This window comes from Bacteroidia bacterium (genome assembly GCA_023228875.1).
Lineage (GTDB): Bacteria > Bacteroidota > Bacteroidia > NS11-12g > UBA955 > JALOAG01.
In genome coordinates this window covers 1-19581 of the sequence record JALOAG010000002.1, presented here as the reverse complement: position 1 = coordinate 19581, position 19581 = coordinate 1, and the positions used below count along the sequence as shown (strand labels likewise).

Here is a 19581-nt window from a genome sequence, read left to right as displayed (position 1 = left end):
ATTTAGATGAAATTTGCAGCTCAAAAGTTGTTTAAATAAAAGAATGAATTCACCGCTCCGTATTGTATTTTATGGCACACCTGAGTTTGCTGCCTATTCACTAAAACAGATTCATCAATCAGGATTCCAAATTATAGCAGTAGTTACCGCCCCCGACAAACCGGCAGGAAGAGGTTTAGCTGTTCAAAGTTCTGCTGTAAAAAAAATGGCAGAAGAGTTAAGTCTTCATGTCTTACAACCTTCCAATCTAAAATCAGAATCATTTCTTTCAGAATTAAAAACATTAAATCCTGATGTACAAGTTGTGATTGCATTTCGCATGTTGCCGGAAACAGTGTGGGCGCTACCATCAAAAGGAACATTCAACCTTCACGCATCTTTACTCCCCCAATATCGCGGTGCTGCGCCTATTAATCACGCCATTATAAATGGTGAAAAAGAAACTGGAGTAACTACATTCTTTATTGAAAAGGAATTAGATACCGGAAAAATCATTTTACAATCTAAAGTTGAGATAACCAATCAAGACAATGCCGGCACTTTGCATGACAAGCTCATGTTTGAAGGGGCGGATTTAGTAAACAAAACACTTATACAAATTCAAAATAACACAGTTAGAAGTTCAACCCAATCTGTTGATGGAATAGTATTAAAAGCGGCTCCAAAAATCTTCCCTCAAGACTGCTATATTAATTGGGAACAAAACGCATCAGCCATTTATAACTTTGTGAGAGGACTTGCTCCTTATCCTGTTGCCAGAACACAACATAATGACAAAATTTTTAAAGTATATGCAACTGCACTATCTGAAACAGCCTCCATCCCCACACTTTCTCCGGGTGAATGGAGCATAACAAACAAACAATTACTTGTAGGGTGTGCAGATCAGAACATCTTGATTACAGAAATTCAACAAGAAGGAAAAAAAAGGATGAAAATTGCAGACTTCCTATTGGGTTATCGAGACTGAGCAGTATTCACGAATTTTCACAAAAAAAGGCGGTTATTGTTAACCGCCTTTTTTATTATGAAACAAACACACTTTTATTCAATCACAAACCTGATGGTTTGAGTTCCCATTTCATTGTTGTGTATTGAAAGCATATAAACACCGGGTGTCAATGTAACCGGCATTGAAAACTCTTGGCTGTTTTGACTACCAATGAAATTTTCAGAATAAACTTTTCTTCCCAACACATCTGTTACATCAGCGCGATAGTTAGCTCCGGTAACAAAGTTGGCAGTCAACACAAAGTTTCCACTATTTGGATTTGGAGCTAACTTAATATCAAAATTTGATGCAAGACTTTGCACTCCTAACCCAAACACAGTCATCACCATTTTATTAGATACGGCATTATCAGGCAGCGCACAAGGGTCTGAAGCCAACGCTCTAGCCCAAATAGTATCTCCATTGTCAAAATCAGTTCCAGCTATTGCTGTGTATGTCATTCCATTTACAGAAGGGATGAGCACATTGTTCTTAAACCATTCTATAGTTGGAGTGGCTCCTGCATCATTTACTGTCAATACAAACTCAACCTCAGTTCCAGCAAACACCCCTGAATTAACATCCTTGCTTAGTGTAGCACTTGGAGTTAGTGTCAAAGGACAAAATTCTACAACAAGTTTGTTACTTGAAACAGTGTTTGGAACTACGCAAGGGTCAACTGAGATAACCTTTGCCCAGATTGAATCTCCTTCAACAAAATCATTTCCGGCAACAGCTTCATAGGTCATCGCATTATTTTGACCTGCGATTACTGTATTATTTTTGTACCATACAATAGTCGGATTGTCTCCAACATCTTCAATTTGCACACTAAATGTTACCGTAGCCCCAACAGGAACCATTGTTTGAGGGGTTATAGAAATTGAAATCTTAGGTTGTAAAACATTGGCACAAATTGACAAAGTTATTGCATTACTCATTCCGTTATTAGGTACAGCACACGGTTCGCTTGAAATTAACTTTGCTGTAATAGAATCACCATCGACATAGTCAATTCCGGCAGTAGCAAAATAATATGAAGTTGAAACTGAAGGTATTAAAACTCCGTTTTTGTACCATTCAAAAACCGGGCTCGCTCCTGCGTCTGTAGCGATTGAAGAAAATGCTACAACCGTTCCTGATGGCACCACTCTGGGTTTATCAATAGAAATTGAAATAGTAGGTATAACAGTGCTTGAACAGATTGACATAATTTCCTTATTGCTAAATGCATTATTAGGAACAACACAAGGATCATTAGCAAGCACTTTAGCCCAAATTGTATCGCCAGTATTAAAATCAGAACCTGCAATAATATTCAGCGTAGTAGTAGTTTGACCGGCAATTAATACACTGTTTTTATACCATTCAATATCAGGAGAACTGCCTGCATCTACCGGACTTAAAGTAAAAGTAACATTCGTGCCGTTAGGGACAAGGCTACCTGTATTCTTTGAAATTGTTGCAGAAGGGATAAGCACGTTTGCACAAATATTCATCACAACTTTGTTACTCATAGTAGATTTAGGCATTGCGCAAGGGTCAGAAGAAACTACAGTAGCCCAGATAGTATCTCCATCTGCGAAGTTATTGCCGGCTGTTGCATTATATGTAATTCCACTTTGCAGCGGAATCTTTTTGCCATTTTTAAACCATTCAATCACAGGACTCATTCCAACATTATTCAAATCAAGTGAAAAAGAAACAGGAGTACCTGCGGGAACAAGGGTGCCGGTTGACAGGAGAATTGCCGCACTGGGCACAAGCACTTGAGGGCAAATCTCAACAATAGCTTTAGCACTTGCAGTATCTGTCGGGCTTAAACAAGTTTCATGTGTATAAATCATCGCCCAGATTGTATCTTTATCATTAAAATCAGTTCCGGTAGTACCTGCATAGCTCATGCTTGTTTCTCCTAATATGGCGGAACCATTCTTATACCATTGGAACGTAGGATTAACTCCTGCATTTTTTGGAGTTAGAGTAAAAGTAATTGAACTACCGCTTAACACAGGGTGGTTTGGAGATTTAGCAACCAATCCTGAAGGAGCTAAAATCTGAGCACAACGTTCATAAGCACCTAAATCAACATTTTTGCCTAAAAACCTGTTATCACCATTCAAATCAGTTTTTATTGAAGACAAATCAGGAGTTTTTGCAGGTGCATAAAAATTTGAATCTCCCAAGTCTATTGCCATACTTGTAACATCCAATCTATAATCATCATTTGCCAGGTCTTCAAAATAACTTGTAGTTACGGTTGAGCCACTTGGATTCACACTACCGTCTTCAATGTAAGTATCTCCAATTAAAGAATGAAAAACCAGTGTTGCTAAAAAAGGATTAATAGTGACATCATCCGGTGTATTCTTAGCAATGATTGAATTACGTAAAGTAGTTGTAGAACCCATATCATAACCACCTCCGGCATTGCCATTTTTAGTCGAATTGTTGGCAATAGTAGCATTTGTTACAATCAATTTTGTATTAGAGCCTAATGCTCCCATACCTCCGGCTTCATTAATTGCTGTGTTTTTTGCAAACAAAACATTAGTAAGAACTGCCTCGGATTCTCTTTCTAATCCAAAACCTCCAAAGAAATTATCAGCACTATTTTCCATAAAAATTGCATTTGTAATAACCGGTTTACAAGTATTATAATAATACATGCCTCCGCCATTATTTGCAGCATAGTTATCATAGAAATAAACATGATTGAGTGTAGGGCTTGACTTCCATCCATATAATCCACCACCGTCTTCTGCTGCATAATTACTTTGAAAAGTTACATTATTCAGGATTGCATCACTGCCTCCATCGGTATCCATACCGCCACCGCAGCTTCCGGTTGCTTGATTTTTTAAAAACAATACGTTGGTTAACTTAGGCTTACTTCCATCATTATAAATCCCTCCACCTGAATTGGTTGACAAATTACCTTCGAAAACAACATCTGATATTAAACAATCACTACCCTCTCTATTGTCAATGGCTCCGCCTCCTTCATCATCTGTATGTGCTTCGTTCTTATAGAAAAACGAATTTTTAATGTTTACGCTGCTATTAGAGTTATACATTGCACCACCATTACAGTTTTTTGCAATATTGCCTACAAAGATAGACTGGTCCACCAAGAGAGTGCCTTGCGCATTGATTTCCCAGTTATACATTCCTCCTCCTCCTCCTAATTCAGGATCAGTACTATAGGCAAGGTTATCCCGGACAACTAAATGCCTATAAACGCCTTGAGTTTCATAGTTATATATTCCAGAACCTGCATTTCTATATATATCATTTCCCCCAACTGTCAGAGCAGTCATGTCAGTAGCAAAACCGCCAGAAATGGTAAATCCATCCAGAGTAAATGAGGACAGATTATTTGAAATAACAATATGATAAGCGTTATCTGAAGCGTTATTTGGTGTGCCAATATCTCCGCTAAGGATGGTTTCAAATTTGACATGTAAATTTAACGAATCAGATCTACGGTCTGATAATTCCACTTCGCTACCTGAAAATCCTCCATAAATATGTACTCTATCTTTTAAGTAAAAAGTTACATCGCGTGGATCTCCGGATGGTGCAGGTGATTTAACCGGATAATATGTACCGCTTGCCACCCAAATTGTATCACCAGCCGATGCTTTGTCAAGACCGTCTTGCAGTCCTTTAAAAGCATCTTTCCAGCTTTTGCCGTTATACATTCCTATTGCATTTGCATCAACATACCATCTGGCAGCATCTAATTGTTGCCAAGTAAATAGGAACACCAATGCTCCCAATAAGTAATACTTCTTTTTCATGATTCTGATAATTATAAATTGTATAAATTGATTTGACCGTCAAAAGTATCTAATATGTTATTGAAAAACAAATTGAAATCCAATCACATATCCTCTTATGGATTAATCACACTAACTTATGTATAAATTATCTTTGCTTTGAAAAAGTTTGAATATGGCAATAAGTCGATAAAAATTTGACTATCAATACAAATGAAATAGAATAAAAAGCGATAAAGAACATAACTTTGCGCCAGCTTAGAAATAAAGATCAATGACAACCAACGAAACATTCACAATGATTAAGCCTGACGCAGTAACAAACGGACACACAGGCAAGATTTTAGACCAAATCCTCAATGCAGGATTTACCATTAAAGCAATGAAATATACTCGCCTAAGTAAGGAACATGCTGAGATGTTTTATGCAATTCACAAAGAGCGTCCATTCTTTAACGACCTTGTAAATTTTATGACATCCGGTAGTATTGTAGCAGCTATCCTTCAAAAAGAAAATGCAGTGAACGATTTTAGAGAATTGATCGGCAACACAGACCCTAAAAAGGCTGCTCCGGGAACCATCCGCAATAAATTTGCACAATCTATCGATGCAAATGCAATCCACGGTTCAGACAGCGATGAAAATGCAGAAATTGAAGGGAACATATTTTTTAGCAAATTTGAAAGGTTTTAACAACCTTGAAAAACAGTGACTCGCTTTTTTAATAAAAGGTCATTCTTACAACCGACTATTTATTCGTTGTTATTAATAGCAGGAATAGTAGTCGGTTTTTTTCTAAAACCACCAACCAAGAGTCGCATTTACCAAATTCTTGACATCGTTCAAAACGACTATGTTGATCAGCCCTATCCTCAAGAATTAGAAGAAGATGCTATCAAAGGGATGTTATCACAATTAGACCCTCACACCACATTTGTTCCAGCAGCATTAGTTGAATATACAGAACGAAAAGTCAAGGGTAATTACCAAGGGATTGGAGTTGAATACATAATCTATCAAGACACCGCAGTTATTACAAAAACCTATCTCAAAGGTCCTGCATTCATGGCAGGATTAAATGAAGGGGATAGAATCATTGAAGCGGACGGACATAGTCTGACCGGTGAAAATGCAAAAAACGAAAAAATTATTGAAGCAATTTCCGGAGAAGCCGGCTCTATTGCTAAAATCAAGATATATAGAAAAAGGAATAATAAGATTATTGAATCACAAATCAGACGGGGTTCTGTTCCTTTGAGAAGTGTGGATGCATTTTATTTGATTGATAAATATACGGGTATAATTAAAATCAAATCCTTTAGTGCCACAACGCATACAGAGTTTAAAGATGCTTTGATTAAACTTCAAAAAGCAGGCATGAAAAACCTTGTGATAGACCTTAGAAATAATGGTGGAGGTTTGTTGCGTGAAGCAATTAAAATTGCCAATGAATTACTTGAAAAAGGCGATTTAATTACATTTACACAAGGACGAAAACGCAGAAAAGAAGCATATAAAGCAAGTGGTAACGGGATTTTTAAAACCGGCCGTATCCTTGTGATTACAAACAGAAGCACAGCTTCAGCAAGTGAAATTCTAACCGGTGCGCTTCAAGATAATGACAGAGCCTTTATCATAGGTGCCAGGACATTTGGCAAAGGGCTTGTGCAAGAGCCTTATCGCCTACCTGACGGCTCTTCCCTAAGGCTCACTGTTGCTCGGTATTACACACCTTCGGGCAGAAGCATTCAAAAACCATATACTAAAGATGTTGAAGCCTATAGACAAGAAATTTATCGAAGAAAAGACATTACAGACATTGACAGTACAGAACAAATTTATTACAGCACCAAGCTAAACAGAACACTAAGAGCCGGTGGAGGCATTAGTCCTGATTTAGTGATTACGGATACTCTTAACGAATCAGACAAGTTTGAGTTTCACTTAGGAGGCATCTTTACTTCCGGCATATTGGATGTTTTTGTGTTAGACCATATGCGCCAAGAAATTTACAAGGTTAATGGCAAATATCATTCTGCCCTTAGTTTTGCGCATAACTACAAAATTAACTCCACAATTTTTAACAATATCAGTAAGTATATTAATGCAAATCCAAAATACAAGAATTTAAAAATCAATGCATTTGGAGAGAATTTAATACGCAAATATATTAAGGCTTACATTGCAAGAATATGCTTTGGCGAAGAAGGCTACCAACAGGTTATCAATCAAGAAGAAGGATTGAACATACGCATTCAGCTTGCATTAATGGCTTACGACAAAGAGTTCCAAAAATTACAAAAGAAATAATGTTTCAAAGCATCGTGTCCAAATTCAATTCAATACTTTTTTTCTCATTATTAGCGGTTACAATTTTCCTTTTAGACTTATATGCCTGGCAAGCGTTCAAAACACTTATCCGCGACTTGTCATCACGAACAAAAAGCATCATTTTCTACACCTATTGGTCAGTCAGTATTTTCTTTGTCATTCTGGTGATTTTGCGTCCTTTTTTCCATGTTGAACAAACAGGCAATCCGGTCTTTGGTGTCATACAAGCTTTTGGTTTTATATTGATTTTTTCAAAATTGGTAATTGCTGTACCTTTATTTCTTGAAGATATATTCAGGTTCTTTGAATGGATAGTCGGTCTCTTCTCGCACAAAGAATCAGAGCAGTTATTTCATAGTCGCAGAAAATTTATTTCAATTACAGGAATTGGATTGGGTTCGCTGCCTTTTGCCGGTCTTACTTATGGAATATTGAAAGGGGCACATGATTATAAAGTAAGAAATGTAAAACTGGATTTTGCGACTCTGCCAAAGTCCTTTGATGGGATTAAGATTGTTCAAATCTCCGATATCCATGCCGGCAGTTTTTGGGATAGAGATGCAGTTATCGAAGGTATTGAAAAAATCAAAAACCTCAATGCAGATTTAATCCTATTTACAGGCGACCTAGTGAACAGCAAGTCTGACGAGATGGACAATTGGAAGGATTTATTCAGCACCCTTTCTGCACCTTTCGGTATTTACTCTATATTAGGCAATCATGATTACGGTGACTATATACATTGGCAATCAGTTGACGCTAAAGAAGCAAACCTCGTTAGGCTAAAGCAAATCCAAGCTGAAATGGGTTGGCAAATGCTAAACAACCGCAGTATTAGGCTGGAAAAGGAAGGAGAACATATTGAAATTATAGGTGTTGAGAATTGGAGTGCAAAACCAAACTTTCCTAAATACGGAAAACTTGACGAGGCATTAGCAACTTCTCACAATTCTGCATTTCAAATCCTGCTATCACACGACCCAAGTCATTGGCGTGCAGAAGTGCTCAAGACAAGCAAAAATATCAAACTCACTCTTTCAGGGCACACACATGGATTTCAATTTGGAATAGAGACACATGGATTCAAATGGAGTCCGGTAAAATACGTATATCCCGAATGGGCAGGACTTTATCATGAAGATGGTCAGTATCTATATGTGAACAGAGGGTTTGGCTATCTTGGCTATCCCGGCAGATTGGGAATAAACCCTGAAATCACATTGTTTACATTACATTCAAAAACAGTTTAAACTCAGCATTATTCAGGATATACAAAGCCATTTTTTGTGATTTTTGTTATTCCATCTCGCTATCTTTGCGCCCATGAAATTTGAAACCAAGACTATACACGCAGGTGTCCATGCGGATCCAAGCACAGGAGCAATCATGACACCTATTTACCAAACTTCTACTTATGCTCAATCTGCTCCGGGTGTGCATAAAGGTTACGAATATTCTCGCACACACAATCCAACCAGAACCGTGTTGCAAGACAATCTTGCAGCTTTAGAAAATGCTGCATGGGGATTGGTTTTTGCATCCGGAATGGCTGCTACTGATTCGGTTGCCAAACTATTAAAACCAAATGACGAAGTGATTGCTTCAAATGATTTGTATGGTGGTACGTACAGGATTTTCACTAAAATGTATCAAGACTTTGGAATCAAATTTCACTTTGTGGACATGTCTAATCCTGACAATGTAGCTTCCACAATCAATCAAAACACAAAACTAATTTGGGCAGAGACACCCACTAACCCACTGCTTAGGATTGTTGACTTGAAAACAATTGCAGCTATTGCAAAAACGCACAACATCATGCTGGCAGTTGATAACACCTTCGCCTCTCCTTATTTGCAAAACCCACTGAATTTGGGAGCGGATTTGGTTGTTCACTCAGCAACAAAATACATTGGCGGACACAGTGATGTGGTCATGGGAGCTATATGCGGCAACAGTGCAGAATTATTTGAAAAATTAAGCTTTATTCAAAATTCATGTGGTGGTGTTTCCGGACCTATGGATTGCTTCTTGGCAATCAGGGGAATTAAAACGATGCACGTGAGAATGGACAGACACTGCTCAAATGCTGCAACAATTGCAACTTTTCTAACAAACCATCCCAAAGTAGATAAAGTGTATTATCCCGGTTTAGTTTCACATCCCGGTCATGAGATTGCGAAACAACAAATGAAAGGTTTTGGAGGTATGTTATCATTTGAATTAAAAGATGATTCCATTCAGGCTGCGCAACAATTCTTAAGTTCATTAAAAATCTTCACCCTTGCCGAATCTCTTGGCGGTGTTGAATCTCTTGCAGGACATCCCGCCACAATGACTCACGCTTCTATCCCAAAAGAAGAAAGAGAAAAAGCAGGACTCAGAGATTCATTAATCCGTTTAAGCATTGGAATTGAAAACGTAGAGGACTTAAAAGATGATTTAACCCAAGCCTTAGGATAAACATAGCGCGCACCTTACTTTAACATCATTTCTCTAATATACTTTACAGGAGCATTACCATAGCTCAAGAAATTCTCATGAAAGGATTTCAAATCAAAGTGTTGATCGTTTTTGCGTTTTAGCGTTTCGCGTAATTCACAAATCTCCTTGTAACCTGTATAGTAGCTCATAAGCTGTACGCTGGTAACGCATACTCTCACCCATTTCCCATGCGCTTCTGCTTCTTGCTGGAAGGCTTCATTCATAAGTAAATGCATTGCATCTTGCTCTGTCATTCCTTTCACATGTACACTATAATCCAAAATAGTATTACAAACAGTTCGCAAATGCCACTTATACCACATCAGCCACATTTCTAACTCATTATTTCCATAGCCGTTTTCAAGCATCATTTGCTCAGTATAAACCGCCCAACCTTCTATCATAGTGCCATTACTAAAGATACTCTTTACAAGACTCGGATTTTGATTGGCATACACCAACTGAGTGTAATGTCCCGGAATAGCTTCATGAATATTCAATATTTGTAAAATATAGTGGTTGTATTCTCTCAAGTGGCTTTCAGCCCGTTCAGCAGTCCAATTTTCAATGTTTCCAACATTGTAATAAGTATTACCCGTTTTATCATACGGACCCGGTGCGCTGATAGATGCAATTGAAACACCCGCCATGTAGGCAGGTTCTTTTCTCACAACTAAAGGTTTAGTTTCATCAATAAACAGCAAATTCTTTTTCTTTATAAAATCAACTAAATCAGGCAACTGAGATGCAATCGTTTGTTGATATGTTGAAGGGGTTACATGGTTAAGAGACAGCGTGTCTATCATTCTTCTAATTGCCAGCAAATGATTCTCAGGGATGGGTTGATTTCCAAAATACTTAGTCCATAACTTTTGCGTAATCTTATACATTTCATTATGCAAAAACTCTTTACGCAATTGAGCAGAGTCATACACCTGTTCTGCCGTATAGATTGATTGAATATCGAACCCAAACTTCTTATCATATAACTCTTTCCCTAATCTAAAATCACGCGGAGTTGGATTTGAAAGCTTTGTCAAGAAATCAATATAACCACGAATGGACTCAACAGACAATTTGACGCTTTGCAACATCTCATTCTTCTCTAACTCAGATAATCCTGATGCAAGGATAGAATCCTTTAAGTCTTCTTCAAATACAGCAATCCCACCCGTATTTTGTTGAATAGCCAAGATTCTCAGTACTTCAACCGGATTCAGTAAATTCTCTAGAGCAGCCTTGTAATAAGAGGGAATATTTTGCATTCTTGCTTGTATATATCGTAAGCGTTTCTCCAAAGGTGCATAATTTTCAGAGAGCATAAATGCGATCAGACCACTGACATTATATTGAGAGGGATCCCATTGGAAAGACTTTTCCTCATTAAGTTGCCACAAAATTCTATTTAACTGATTCTCTATCAAATGATAATCAATCTTCTGTGCATCAGTCAGCGTTGTCAGTTGGTAATTATGAAGAATAGACAATTGCTCTTTTGCGAACTGTTCTTGCAAACCTCTTGTTGTTTCTGTAGGAACAAGCAAGACGGAATCATTTTGATGATACCCCACATTAGTAGCCCAATCGGGGTAATAATTCCAAAACTGTTCTATAAATGTATTTGTATATTTATCAAATTCGAGATTCATTTCAATTTCATTTTGAGGTTTCTCACGCTGTATGCAAGCCGTAATTATTGATAAAAAGAGAACGGTAAACAATTTATTCATATCAGAAAGATTTTATTGACAAAACTAATTGAGTTCCTGAACAAATCAAAAATGATAAAAGAAAATGAAGGTTTTTACTGAGGGTCAACGTCAAAAACCACTCTTACTGCTTTAAAAGTGTCTATTTCCGTTAATTGTCTCTCCATATCCATCATCCACTTTTTCATTTTAGCAATAGGGTCATGCCGGATATCAAATTTCACAAGGACATTACGTAAATAATAGTTTTTAATTCTTGAAATATAGGGCTGTTCGGGACCCAACACACGATTCCCTAAATTTGTTTTAAGCATTGCTACATATTGTTCTGCGGCAGCTACAACAACAGTGTTGTCTTTATGCTGGATTGTAATTCTAACAAGCCGAACAAAAGGTGGATAATAAAGTTGTTGACGGGCTTCAATTTCCTGATGATAAAGCCCTTCATAATCATATTGCTTTACGAACCCGAGAACCGGATTCAAGGGCTGTCCGGTTTGAATTAACATCGCACCCATTCCATCACGTCTGCCGGCTCTTCCCGCAAGCTGAACAAGCATTTGAAAAGTCCTTTCACCGGCTCTAAAGTCAGGAATATTAAGCATTTGATCTGCGCTAATGACCACACACAGACCTACATTGCCAAAATCAATACCTTTGACTAAGAGTTGCGTACCTACTAAAACATCAATTTCTCCCTCTTCAAACTCTGCCAATATTTTTTCATGCGCCCCCTTCCTTTTGGCAGAATCTTGGTCAAAACGCTTTACTCTCAAATCAGGATAACGCAATTTAATTTCCTCTTCAATTCTTTCTGTACCAAAGCCCCAGATTCGCATGTCATTACTTCCACATGCTTCACATTTAGTAACTGAGGGTTGTGTGTATCCACAATAATGGCAACGCAAATCATTGCTATATTTATAGTAAGTCAAAGCAATGTCACATGAAACACAGCGAGGAACCCAACCGCATTTACCACACTCAATCACCGGCACATAGCCTTTCCTATTCTGAAAAACCAATATCTGTTTTTTTGCTTTAATTGCTTCTCTGATTTTACTATCAAGCGCATCCGTAATAAAACTTTTTTTACCCTGTTGTTTAACACTCGAAGAAAGGTTTGCGATTTCTATTTCAACAGGTTCGACATGATCAAACTTTTTATCATAGCTTACCCAAGCCCATTTACCTTGTTTAGCCATATATGCAGACTCAACAGAAGGAGTGGCAGAGCCTAACAGCACTTTTGCTTTCATATCAAAGGCTAATTTAATAGCAAAATCACGTCCGTGAAAACGTGGCATTTTATCAAACTGTTTAAACGTACTTTCATGCTCCTCATCCACAATGACTAACCCCAGGTTTTGGAATGGCAATAATGCAGCGGAGCGTGGACCGATCACAAGCAGCGGCTCACCTGACCTCACCTTTAACCAAACTTCTGTACGCGCATTTGTGTCGTATTTTGAATGTGTTACATAAAGATTATTGGGAAAGTATGTTTTTAATCTTTGTACGAGTTGTTGGGTGAGTGCAATTTCCGGAATCAACATCAAAATCTGTTTGTTTTCTGATAATGCTTTCTTGATTAAATGTGAATAGATGAGTGTCTTGCCTCCTGAAGTAGGTGCCTTTAGTAATACAACCGACTTTGAATTCCAATGTTGCTCAATCTCATGCAATGCTTGTTGCTGAAAATCAACTAAAGCCGGCAGAGTAGATGCTGTGGTATTTTGTTTATCTATTCTACTTACTTTTCTTTTTTCAATGACACAAAGATTTTTGGCTACCAATGATTTGATTATAGTTGATGAAAAACCTTTTTCATTTTCCAATAAGGACTTGAGCGCTTGTCTTTGCGGTTGTCCCATCAAAGTCATCAACAACTCATATTGTTTGCGTGCTTTTTTATATAAAATATCAATTTGTGTTCGAGCATATTCTTCATTTCTAAGACTCTCTGCTAAAACTACATAGGTTTCGGTTTTAGGAATGTACTTTTGTTTAACTTCATCTGACAGCACAATTAAATCACGCGCATACAATCGTTGAATTTGTTTTAGAAGCGAACTTCTTGACCGTAACTCAAGCTCTAAATCTTTGATTGAAATCTTTTTATGACTTTCAATTATTGTCAGCAAATGTTCTTCCTCTTTGCTCAAGTTTTCATCCTGCCAATAAATCTCAGGATTAATTTCTACAAAAGTTAAACTGTGAAAATTCAACCCTGCAGGCATAGCAACATTCATCACTTCGCCAATTGGAGACATATAATATTCAGCAGCCCATTGCCAATTATTGATCTGAGACTGAGTAACCAATACCTCTTCTTTGTCAATCAATTCCTGAATATAATGAACATGGAAATTCCCGGGTGTGTTACTATGGAAACAGAATATAATTCCTGTGTAAATTTTTCCTTTACCGAATGGAACAAGTACTCGCGCCCCGACCTTAGCATAGTCTTGCATTTCTCTGCTTATCCTGTATGAAAAAGTTCCTGCAAGAGGCAATGGCAAAATGACTTCTGCATAAGCAACATTTGCGCTGTCATCAAAATCAAACTGCATGGGGAGTGCGAAAATAAGATTTAATTAACCCAATCTATGAGTAACAATCTCATTAATTTTGTAAAACAAGACAGAAGGCGTGTATTTACGCCATTCAAAATCATCTAATTCACCGCCAAAGTGAACATAATAGTCAATATGTTCAGACTTGAATTCATTTAATGCATGTTCCCTAAAATTAAGAAACACAATCCATCCAGCCTCAGCATCTTGATACCATTCTTCATAATATGAGTCGTCTGATGAATGAAAATTTAAAACATGTTCTCCAATCATTATAAATTTACTTACACCATAATTGAATAACACATCAATAATTTCGCGTTTCAGGGTCATGATATCATTGTGAATACAATCATTCCATTCCCCTATCATTTCGATAATACAATAACCTGTATCATAATCAACGTATAATATTTTGATATAAAGTGTATGAGAGCCAAACTCATCCCATTGCGGGTGAATAAAATGGTCATATACAGAGTTTGTAAAATACAATTCGCTGTATTCTCTTTGATAGAATGGTGAATATTCATCATGCTGTGCTTTATATAAATGCAGCCAATTGTAGTATGGTTCTATGTCGTGCATAGTAAGTAATCCGTGTTTGCAAAATTAAGCTCAAAAAAAAAATGTACTAATAAAATAAAACAAAATCATCGTCAAAGTTTGTGTTGCTTTTTTAGTTTAAAAGAAATTATTTTGCGACTCCTTTAAATAAAGAGATATGGCTATAATTAATAAGTTAAGAAAATCAGGTTGGGTATTTGTAGTAATCCTTGTTGCATTACTTTTATTCGTGTTGACTGATTTTATTCAATCATTTCAAAGAGGTGGCGGAAACCAAGACCCTGTGATTGGCGAAATAAATGGCATAGAAGTTCATTACTCCGAATACGAAAGCGGTTTGAAACTTAGAGAAAACAATATTGCTCAAAGCAAGCAAGGCGAAGGAATGACAGATGAGGACAGAAAACAAGCGGCAACAAACGCTTGGGACGATTTATTCAGGAAGTATGTTGTTGAACAAGAATACCAAAAATTAGGAATTGAAGCAAGTAATGAAGAATTGAAAGAGCAATTATTTGGTGACAACCCTAATCAATATGTTAGACAATACTTTACTAATGAAAAAGGAGAATTTTCATCTGCGAATGTAAGAAACTGGTATAACCAAGTTTACAAAACGAATCCTGAAGCGCAACTCTTTTTTAACAGCTTGAAAGATGCGGTAGTATCATCTATTCAAGGAGACAAATATTCAGACATCATTCTAAAAGGAATCAACACCACAAACTTTGATGTTCTGCAAGATTTTCTTGCACAGTCTAAAGGGGTTTCCGGCAGTGTAGTTGGATTACAATTAACAAGCGTTTCTAACGATGAAGTCAAATATACAGAAGAAGACTTGCAATCATACTACAATAAAAACAAAGACAAATACAAACAAGAAGAAAGCCGTGACTTAGAATATGTATCTTGGAATATCACTCCTTCATCTTATGATTCATTGGAAGTGAGAGACCAAATTACAGAGTTGATGAAAGGATTTGCGGAATCAACCAATGACTCGGCTTTTGCCGCTGAAAACTCCGATGGAGAAGTAAATCCGAATTACAAAGAACTTGGACACTTTATTAAACCATTAGATCAACAATTATTAAATGCTCAGGTTGGTGCTGTACTTGGTCCTTTTATCGTTGACAATACTTATGTCATTGCCAAACTTGCAGAAAGAAAAGAAGGTACAAGAAAGAAATACAAATATGAGTCTATTACATTACCTAGGACATGGTCAACCACGGAAGATTCATTAAAAGTGGTGGCAGAAGGACGCGCATTTCTTGAGTACATGAAAGTTACGCCATTTGCAGATGTAATCAAATCTGCACACGAAAAAGGGTATTTTGTTCAAGGAGATCAAGATGGGTATATTCCATGGAATTATGAAGAAACTATTGATCCGATGGTAGTGGAAGACGTTAAGAAAGCTAAAAAGGGAGATTATATTATTAAAGGAACTCAGAATGGCATTTTACTTATACATATACTTGAAAATCCGAACCAAGAAAACTTTATGGTTTACGAGATTTTCAAAACATTTGAGCCTTCCATGAATACAATTAATGAAGTTTATGCAAAAGCAAGTCAATTCCGTTCAAAATTATCAGAAGGTAAAGAAGGTGCTTTTGAAAGTGCGGTTGAAGAAGGTGGATATGCAAAGAGAATTGCGGAACACGTACTCCCTACAGGTAGCGAAATACCCGGTATTGATGATTCTAAAGATATCATTAAATGGGCTTTTGATGAAGACAGAAAAGTCAATGACATCTCAGAAGTATTCTCAATTGACAATAGACAGATTGTTGTTCATTTAGCTAAAATAACAAAGAAAGGAATCGGTTCTTTTGAAGATGTTAAAAATCAAGTTATTGAAGACGTAATCAAAGAAAAGAAATTTGAATTGTTAGAAGCTAAACTTATCAAGGCAAAAGAAGGCAATACAAATATGGTTCAAACTGCGATTAACGTTGGAACAGTGGCTCATGATTTTACGAACATCACAATGAAGTCAACTTCGTTTGATGCAGGCAGAAACGAACCTTCTGTTCAAGGTGCTGTGTTAGGAATAAAACACAATGTCATCAGCACTCCTATCAGAGGCGAAAACGGTTGTTATTTAGTTTTTGTTACAGAAGAATCTAATCCCGAAATACCGGATGATTTAGCTAGCAGAAAAGACATGGTTAACATGAATACAATTCAAATCTTGGAAACTAAGATTGTAAACTCTCTCAAAACTCTAGCGAATATCCAAGATAACCGATATAAATATTTCTAATTTAACAACACTATTATAGTGTGAAAATATTTTGTATAGGTCGGAACTATGCTCCTCACGCAAAAGAGTTAGGTAATGACATTCCGGAAGAGCCTGTCATATTTCTTAAACCCGAGACCGCCTTATTACGCATAGGGCAGCCTTTCTTTATCCCCACTTTTTCAAAAGACATCCATTATGAAGCAGAAGTAGTGGTGCGTATTTGCAAAACTGGCAAAGGAATCAGCAAGAAATTTGCTCACAGATATTATGATCAAATAACAGTGGGTATAGACTTCACAGCTCGTGATATCCAGAAATCTTTGAAGGACAAAGGACTGCCTTGGGAAATTTCTAAAGGATTTGACAACGCTGCCGGAATTGGCAAATGGATTCATTTAGGCGACAATGAAATTCAAAACATCGATTTTTCATTAGACATAAACGGACAAACCGTTCAATCCGGCAATACTTCAGCCATGATATTCAGTGTAGATGAAATCATTTCATATATTTCACAGTTCTACACCCTGAAGATTGGCGACATCGTTTACACCGGTACTCCTGCAGGAGTAGGAAAAATCAATAATGGCGATACCCTTACAGGATCAATTTCACAAACAAAACTCTTAGAAATTAAAGTAAAATAAACTGCATTAAATCCATTTGGTAGATTAATGCAAAACACCTTATTTTGTAGAAATAGATTGAAATCCATAAGAACTACAAAAGATGATACTTAGTGACGGAGAAATTTTAGCAGAAATAGAGAGAGGCAACATATTAATTGAGCCATTTAACAGGGAATGTTTAGGGAGTAACAGCTATGATGTCCATTTGGGCAAACACCTTGCAACATATAAAGACAGAGTTATTGACGCGAGGCTGCATAATGAAATTGAACACTTTGAAATTCCTGAGTCAGGGTTTGTGTTACAACCCAACACACTTTACTTAGGTGTTATTGAAGAATATACTGAGACTCACAAACATGTGCCCTTTTTAGAAGGTAAATCTAGTACCGGAAGGTTGGGGATTAATATTCATGCAACTGCCGGCAAAGGCGATGTAGGATTCTGCAATAAATGGACGCTTGAAATCACTACTGCAATCCCTGTTAGAGTGTATTCAGGTATGCCGATCGGACAACTCATTTATTTTGCAGTTCAAGGCAATATAATAAACCCCTATCATAGTAAGCAGAGCGCAAAATACAATGAAAGAAGTTCACGACCCGTTGAAAGCATGATGTGGAAAAACTCATGGTAATGTTTATTATTTATTATCAAGTGAAAGCATTCATTACAAATCGCTTAATCCATAGAAAAGAAAAATTTAATTAACGAGGCAACATTTAAGTTAAAATTTGTGTCATACATATAAACACCCAACATTCATTACAAATCAAATATGAAAAAAATATTTACTACTAATCCAATTCAACTTTGTAAATCCATAGTGATTACTCTATCACTATTATCCTTCATTTTTATACCTACCAAAGACCTCAAAGCCTCCCACGTAATGGGTTCCGATATAACATGGAAGTGTATAGGAAACCTGAAATTTGAAGTTACATTGGCTTTTTACCGCGATTGTAGAGGTGTTCCATTTTCAGGTAGTAAAACTATTTCCTTTTCTTGTACTCGAGGTAGTGCCAGCACATCATATAGTATCACATTACCCAACGTTTCGATGCGTGATATTACACCAAGTTGTGCTGATGTAAAAAACCCTTGTAACCCACCTAACACAACAAGTGGTGATGGTACAGAAGAACATTTATATACCGGTATCATAGATTTTGGCAGTGGAAATTTAAAGAAAATGATTGATGAGGGGTGTTGTAGATTTAAAATGTCATTTGGAGAATGTTGCAGAAATGGATATATCACAACCATTATTCCAGGCGATTATATGACTGATGCAGAAATTGATATTTGCAATATAAAGAACTCCGTAAAAAAAACTTGTGATGACAGTCCTGATTTAAGAAACCCACCCATTGGGTATTTATGCTGTAACCAAGAGTTTTATTTCAACAATGGTGTTGTTGATATTGATGGAGACTCTCTTTCCTTTTCTTTGGTTATGTCTCAGGCTTCATCCGGTGTAAGTGTTTCATATAAAAGCCCTTTTTCTCCAACTTGGCCCATGACAGGCTATTGCAGAAAAACCACACCTTGTGCATGCCGCCCGGGTAGCAAAACAAGAACAACCGAAGGAATTTGTTTTGACCCTGAGACCGGAGACCTTTCTTTTAATCCCGTTGATTGCGAAGAATGTGGCATTTTATGTATTAAGATTGATCAATTCCGTTTGGATTCGACAGCTTCAGAATGGTTGCATATCGGGTACACCAAAAGAGATTTACAATTACGAGTCGTAACGTGCGGAAACAACAACCCTCCTATGCTCAAAGAGATTCAGAACCCCACTGTATGTGAAGGAGATAAGATTTGTATGACAGTTATTGCCGAAGACGAGGAATTTTCCGGCAGCAGTGGCACCCAACCCTGGAAAGACACCATCGATTTATCATGGAATAATGGATTGCCCGGTGCTTCTTTTACAGTCGGGACACCCTATTTTACTTTCCAAAATGGTGTATTAACTGCCGTCAGGGAAGTTGAAATATGTTGGCAAACCAAAGTTGGGGATGGTCGGGAGGCTCCGTATCTTTTCACTGTAACAGCCAGAGACAAAGCCTGTCCGAGAAACGCGCTTACATCTCGAGGTTATTCTGTCAAGGTCAAACGAAGAGCTTATGCAGAACGTAAACTCATCGAGGGTGATTGCGGTAAATGGAAACTTGAAAGTGTGCCAGAAGATACTTTCTGGTATAAAGGTACCTATCAGCACGAATGGACTATCAGGGACTCGACCAAT

General features: G+C 37.2%; 13 protein-coding genes. 9 read left to right on the top strand and 4 right to left on the bottom strand.

The window, feature by feature from the left end; genetic code table 11:
• Positions 1-43 precede the first annotated feature (43 nt).
• Entirely contained in the window at positions 44-970 is a 927-nt protein-coding gene (fmt, locus tag M0R38_03095) for a methionyl-tRNA formyltransferase (protein MCK9480732.1), read from the top strand.
• A gap of 74 nt (positions 971-1044) precedes the next feature.
• Here the strand turns inward: fmt and M0R38_03090 are convergent, their stop codons facing one another.
• Complete coding sequence (locus M0R38_03090; protein ID MCK9480731.1) at positions 1045-4794, bottom strand: T9SS type A sorting domain-containing protein; 3750 nt, start codon at positions 4792-4794, stop codon at positions 1045-1047.
• Between the two features lie 253 nt (positions 4795-5047).
• Here M0R38_03090 and ndk point away from each other — a divergent pair, with 253 nt between their 5' ends.
• From ndk to M0R38_03070, 4 genes are all read left to right on the top strand, one after another.
• Entirely contained in the window at positions 5048-5467 is a 420-nt protein-coding gene (gene ndk / locus M0R38_03085; protein ID MCK9480730.1) for a nucleoside-diphosphate kinase, read from the top strand.
• Positions 5468-5482: 15 nt separating this feature from the next.
• On the top strand, positions 5483-7084 hold the full coding sequence (locus M0R38_03080; protein ID MCK9480729.1) for a S41 family peptidase: 1602 nt from the start codon (positions 5483-5485) through the stop codon (positions 7082-7084).
• A complete protein-coding gene (locus M0R38_03075) occupies positions 7084-8355 on the top strand; it encodes a metallophosphoesterase (GenBank protein MCK9480728.1) in 1272 nt (423 codons plus the stop codon). Before M0R38_03080 ends, M0R38_03075 begins: the two co-directional genes overlap by 1 nt.
• Before the next feature lie 73 nt (positions 8356-8428).
• Positions 8429-9568 (top strand): cystathionine gamma-synthase, encoded by a 1140-nt coding sequence (locus tag M0R38_03070; GenBank protein ID MCK9480727.1) that lies wholly within the window; start codon positions 8429-8431, stop codon positions 9566-9568.
• Between the two features lie 14 nt (positions 9569-9582).
• Here M0R38_03070 and M0R38_03065 read toward each other — a convergent pair whose 3' ends face one another.
• From M0R38_03065 to M0R38_03055, 3 genes are all read right to left on the bottom strand, one after another.
• The gene (locus M0R38_03065) at positions 9583-11319 is read right to left on the bottom strand and encodes a DUF885 domain-containing protein (GenBank protein ID MCK9480726.1); all 1737 of its coding nucleotides are present in this window, start codon (positions 11317-11319) and stop codon (positions 9583-9585) included.
• A gap of 74 nt (positions 11320-11393) precedes the next feature.
• Positions 11394-13871 carry a primosomal protein N' gene (gene priA / locus M0R38_03060; GenBank protein MCK9480725.1) on the bottom strand — a complete coding sequence of 826 codons (2478 nt, stop codon included), beginning with the start codon at positions 13869-13871 and terminating at the stop codon, positions 11394-11396.
• Between the two features lie 24 nt (positions 13872-13895).
• Positions 13896-14462 carry a hypothetical protein gene (locus M0R38_03055; protein ID MCK9480724.1) on the bottom strand — a complete coding sequence of 189 codons (567 nt, stop codon included), beginning with the start codon at positions 14460-14462 and terminating at the stop codon, positions 13896-13898.
• Positions 14463-14598: 136 nt separating this feature from the next.
• Here M0R38_03055 and M0R38_03050 point away from each other — a divergent pair, with 136 nt between their 5' ends.
• From M0R38_03050 to M0R38_03035, 4 genes are all read left to right on the top strand, one after another.
• On the top strand, positions 14599-16713 hold the full coding sequence (locus M0R38_03050; protein ID MCK9480723.1) for a SurA N-terminal domain-containing protein: 2115 nt from the start codon (positions 14599-14601) through the stop codon (positions 16711-16713).
• A gap of 20 nt (positions 16714-16733) precedes the next feature.
• Positions 16734-17342 carry a fumarylacetoacetate hydrolase family protein gene (locus tag M0R38_03045; protein ID MCK9480722.1) on the top strand — a complete coding sequence of 203 codons (609 nt, stop codon included), beginning with the start codon at positions 16734-16736 and terminating at the stop codon, positions 17340-17342.
• Between the two features lie 82 nt (positions 17343-17424).
• The gene (dcd, locus tag M0R38_03040) at positions 17425-17961 is read left to right on the top strand and encodes a dCTP deaminase (GenBank protein ID MCK9480721.1); all 537 of its coding nucleotides are present in this window, start codon (positions 17425-17427) and stop codon (positions 17959-17961) included.
• A 141-nt stretch (positions 17962-18102) separates the two neighbouring features.
• Positions 18103-19581 (top strand): hypothetical protein (locus tag M0R38_03035; protein ID MCK9480720.1); only part of this gene is annotated, 1479 nt, incomplete at its 3' end.

Bases quoted from the DNA above. Each gene is read 5' to 3' on its own strand.
- fmt (MCK9480732.1), top strand. From the start codon at position 44: ATGAATTCACCGCTCCGTATTGTATTTTATGGCACACCTGAGTTTGCT.
- M0R38_03090 (MCK9480731.1), bottom strand. From the start codon at position 4,794: ATGAAAAAGAAGTATTACTTATTGGGAGCATTGGTGTTCCTATTTACT.
- ndk (MCK9480730.1), top strand. From the start codon at position 5,048: ATGACAACCAACGAAACATTCACAATGATTAAGCCTGACGCAGTAACA.
- M0R38_03075 (MCK9480728.1), top strand. From the start codon at position 7,084: ATGTTTCAAAGCATCGTGTCCAAATTCAATTCAATACTTTTTTTCTCA.
- M0R38_03070 (MCK9480727.1), top strand. From the start codon at position 8,429: ATGAAATTTGAAACCAAGACTATACACGCAGGTGTCCATGCGGATCCA.
- M0R38_03065 (MCK9480726.1), bottom strand. From the start codon at position 11,319: ATGAATAAATTGTTTACCGTTCTCTTTTTATCAATAATTACGGCTTGC.
- priA (MCK9480725.1), bottom strand. From the start codon at position 13,871: ATGCAGTTTGATTTTGATGACAGCGCAAATGTTGCTTATGCAGAAGTC.
- M0R38_03055 (MCK9480724.1), bottom strand. From the start codon at position 14,462: ATGCACGACATAGAACCATACTACAATTGGCTGCATTTATATAAAGCA.
- M0R38_03050 (MCK9480723.1), top strand. From the start codon at position 14,599: ATGGCTATAATTAATAAGTTAAGAAAATCAGGTTGGGTATTTGTAGTA.
- dcd (MCK9480721.1), top strand. From the start codon at position 17,425: ATGATACTTAGTGACGGAGAAATTTTAGCAGAAATAGAGAGAGGCAAC.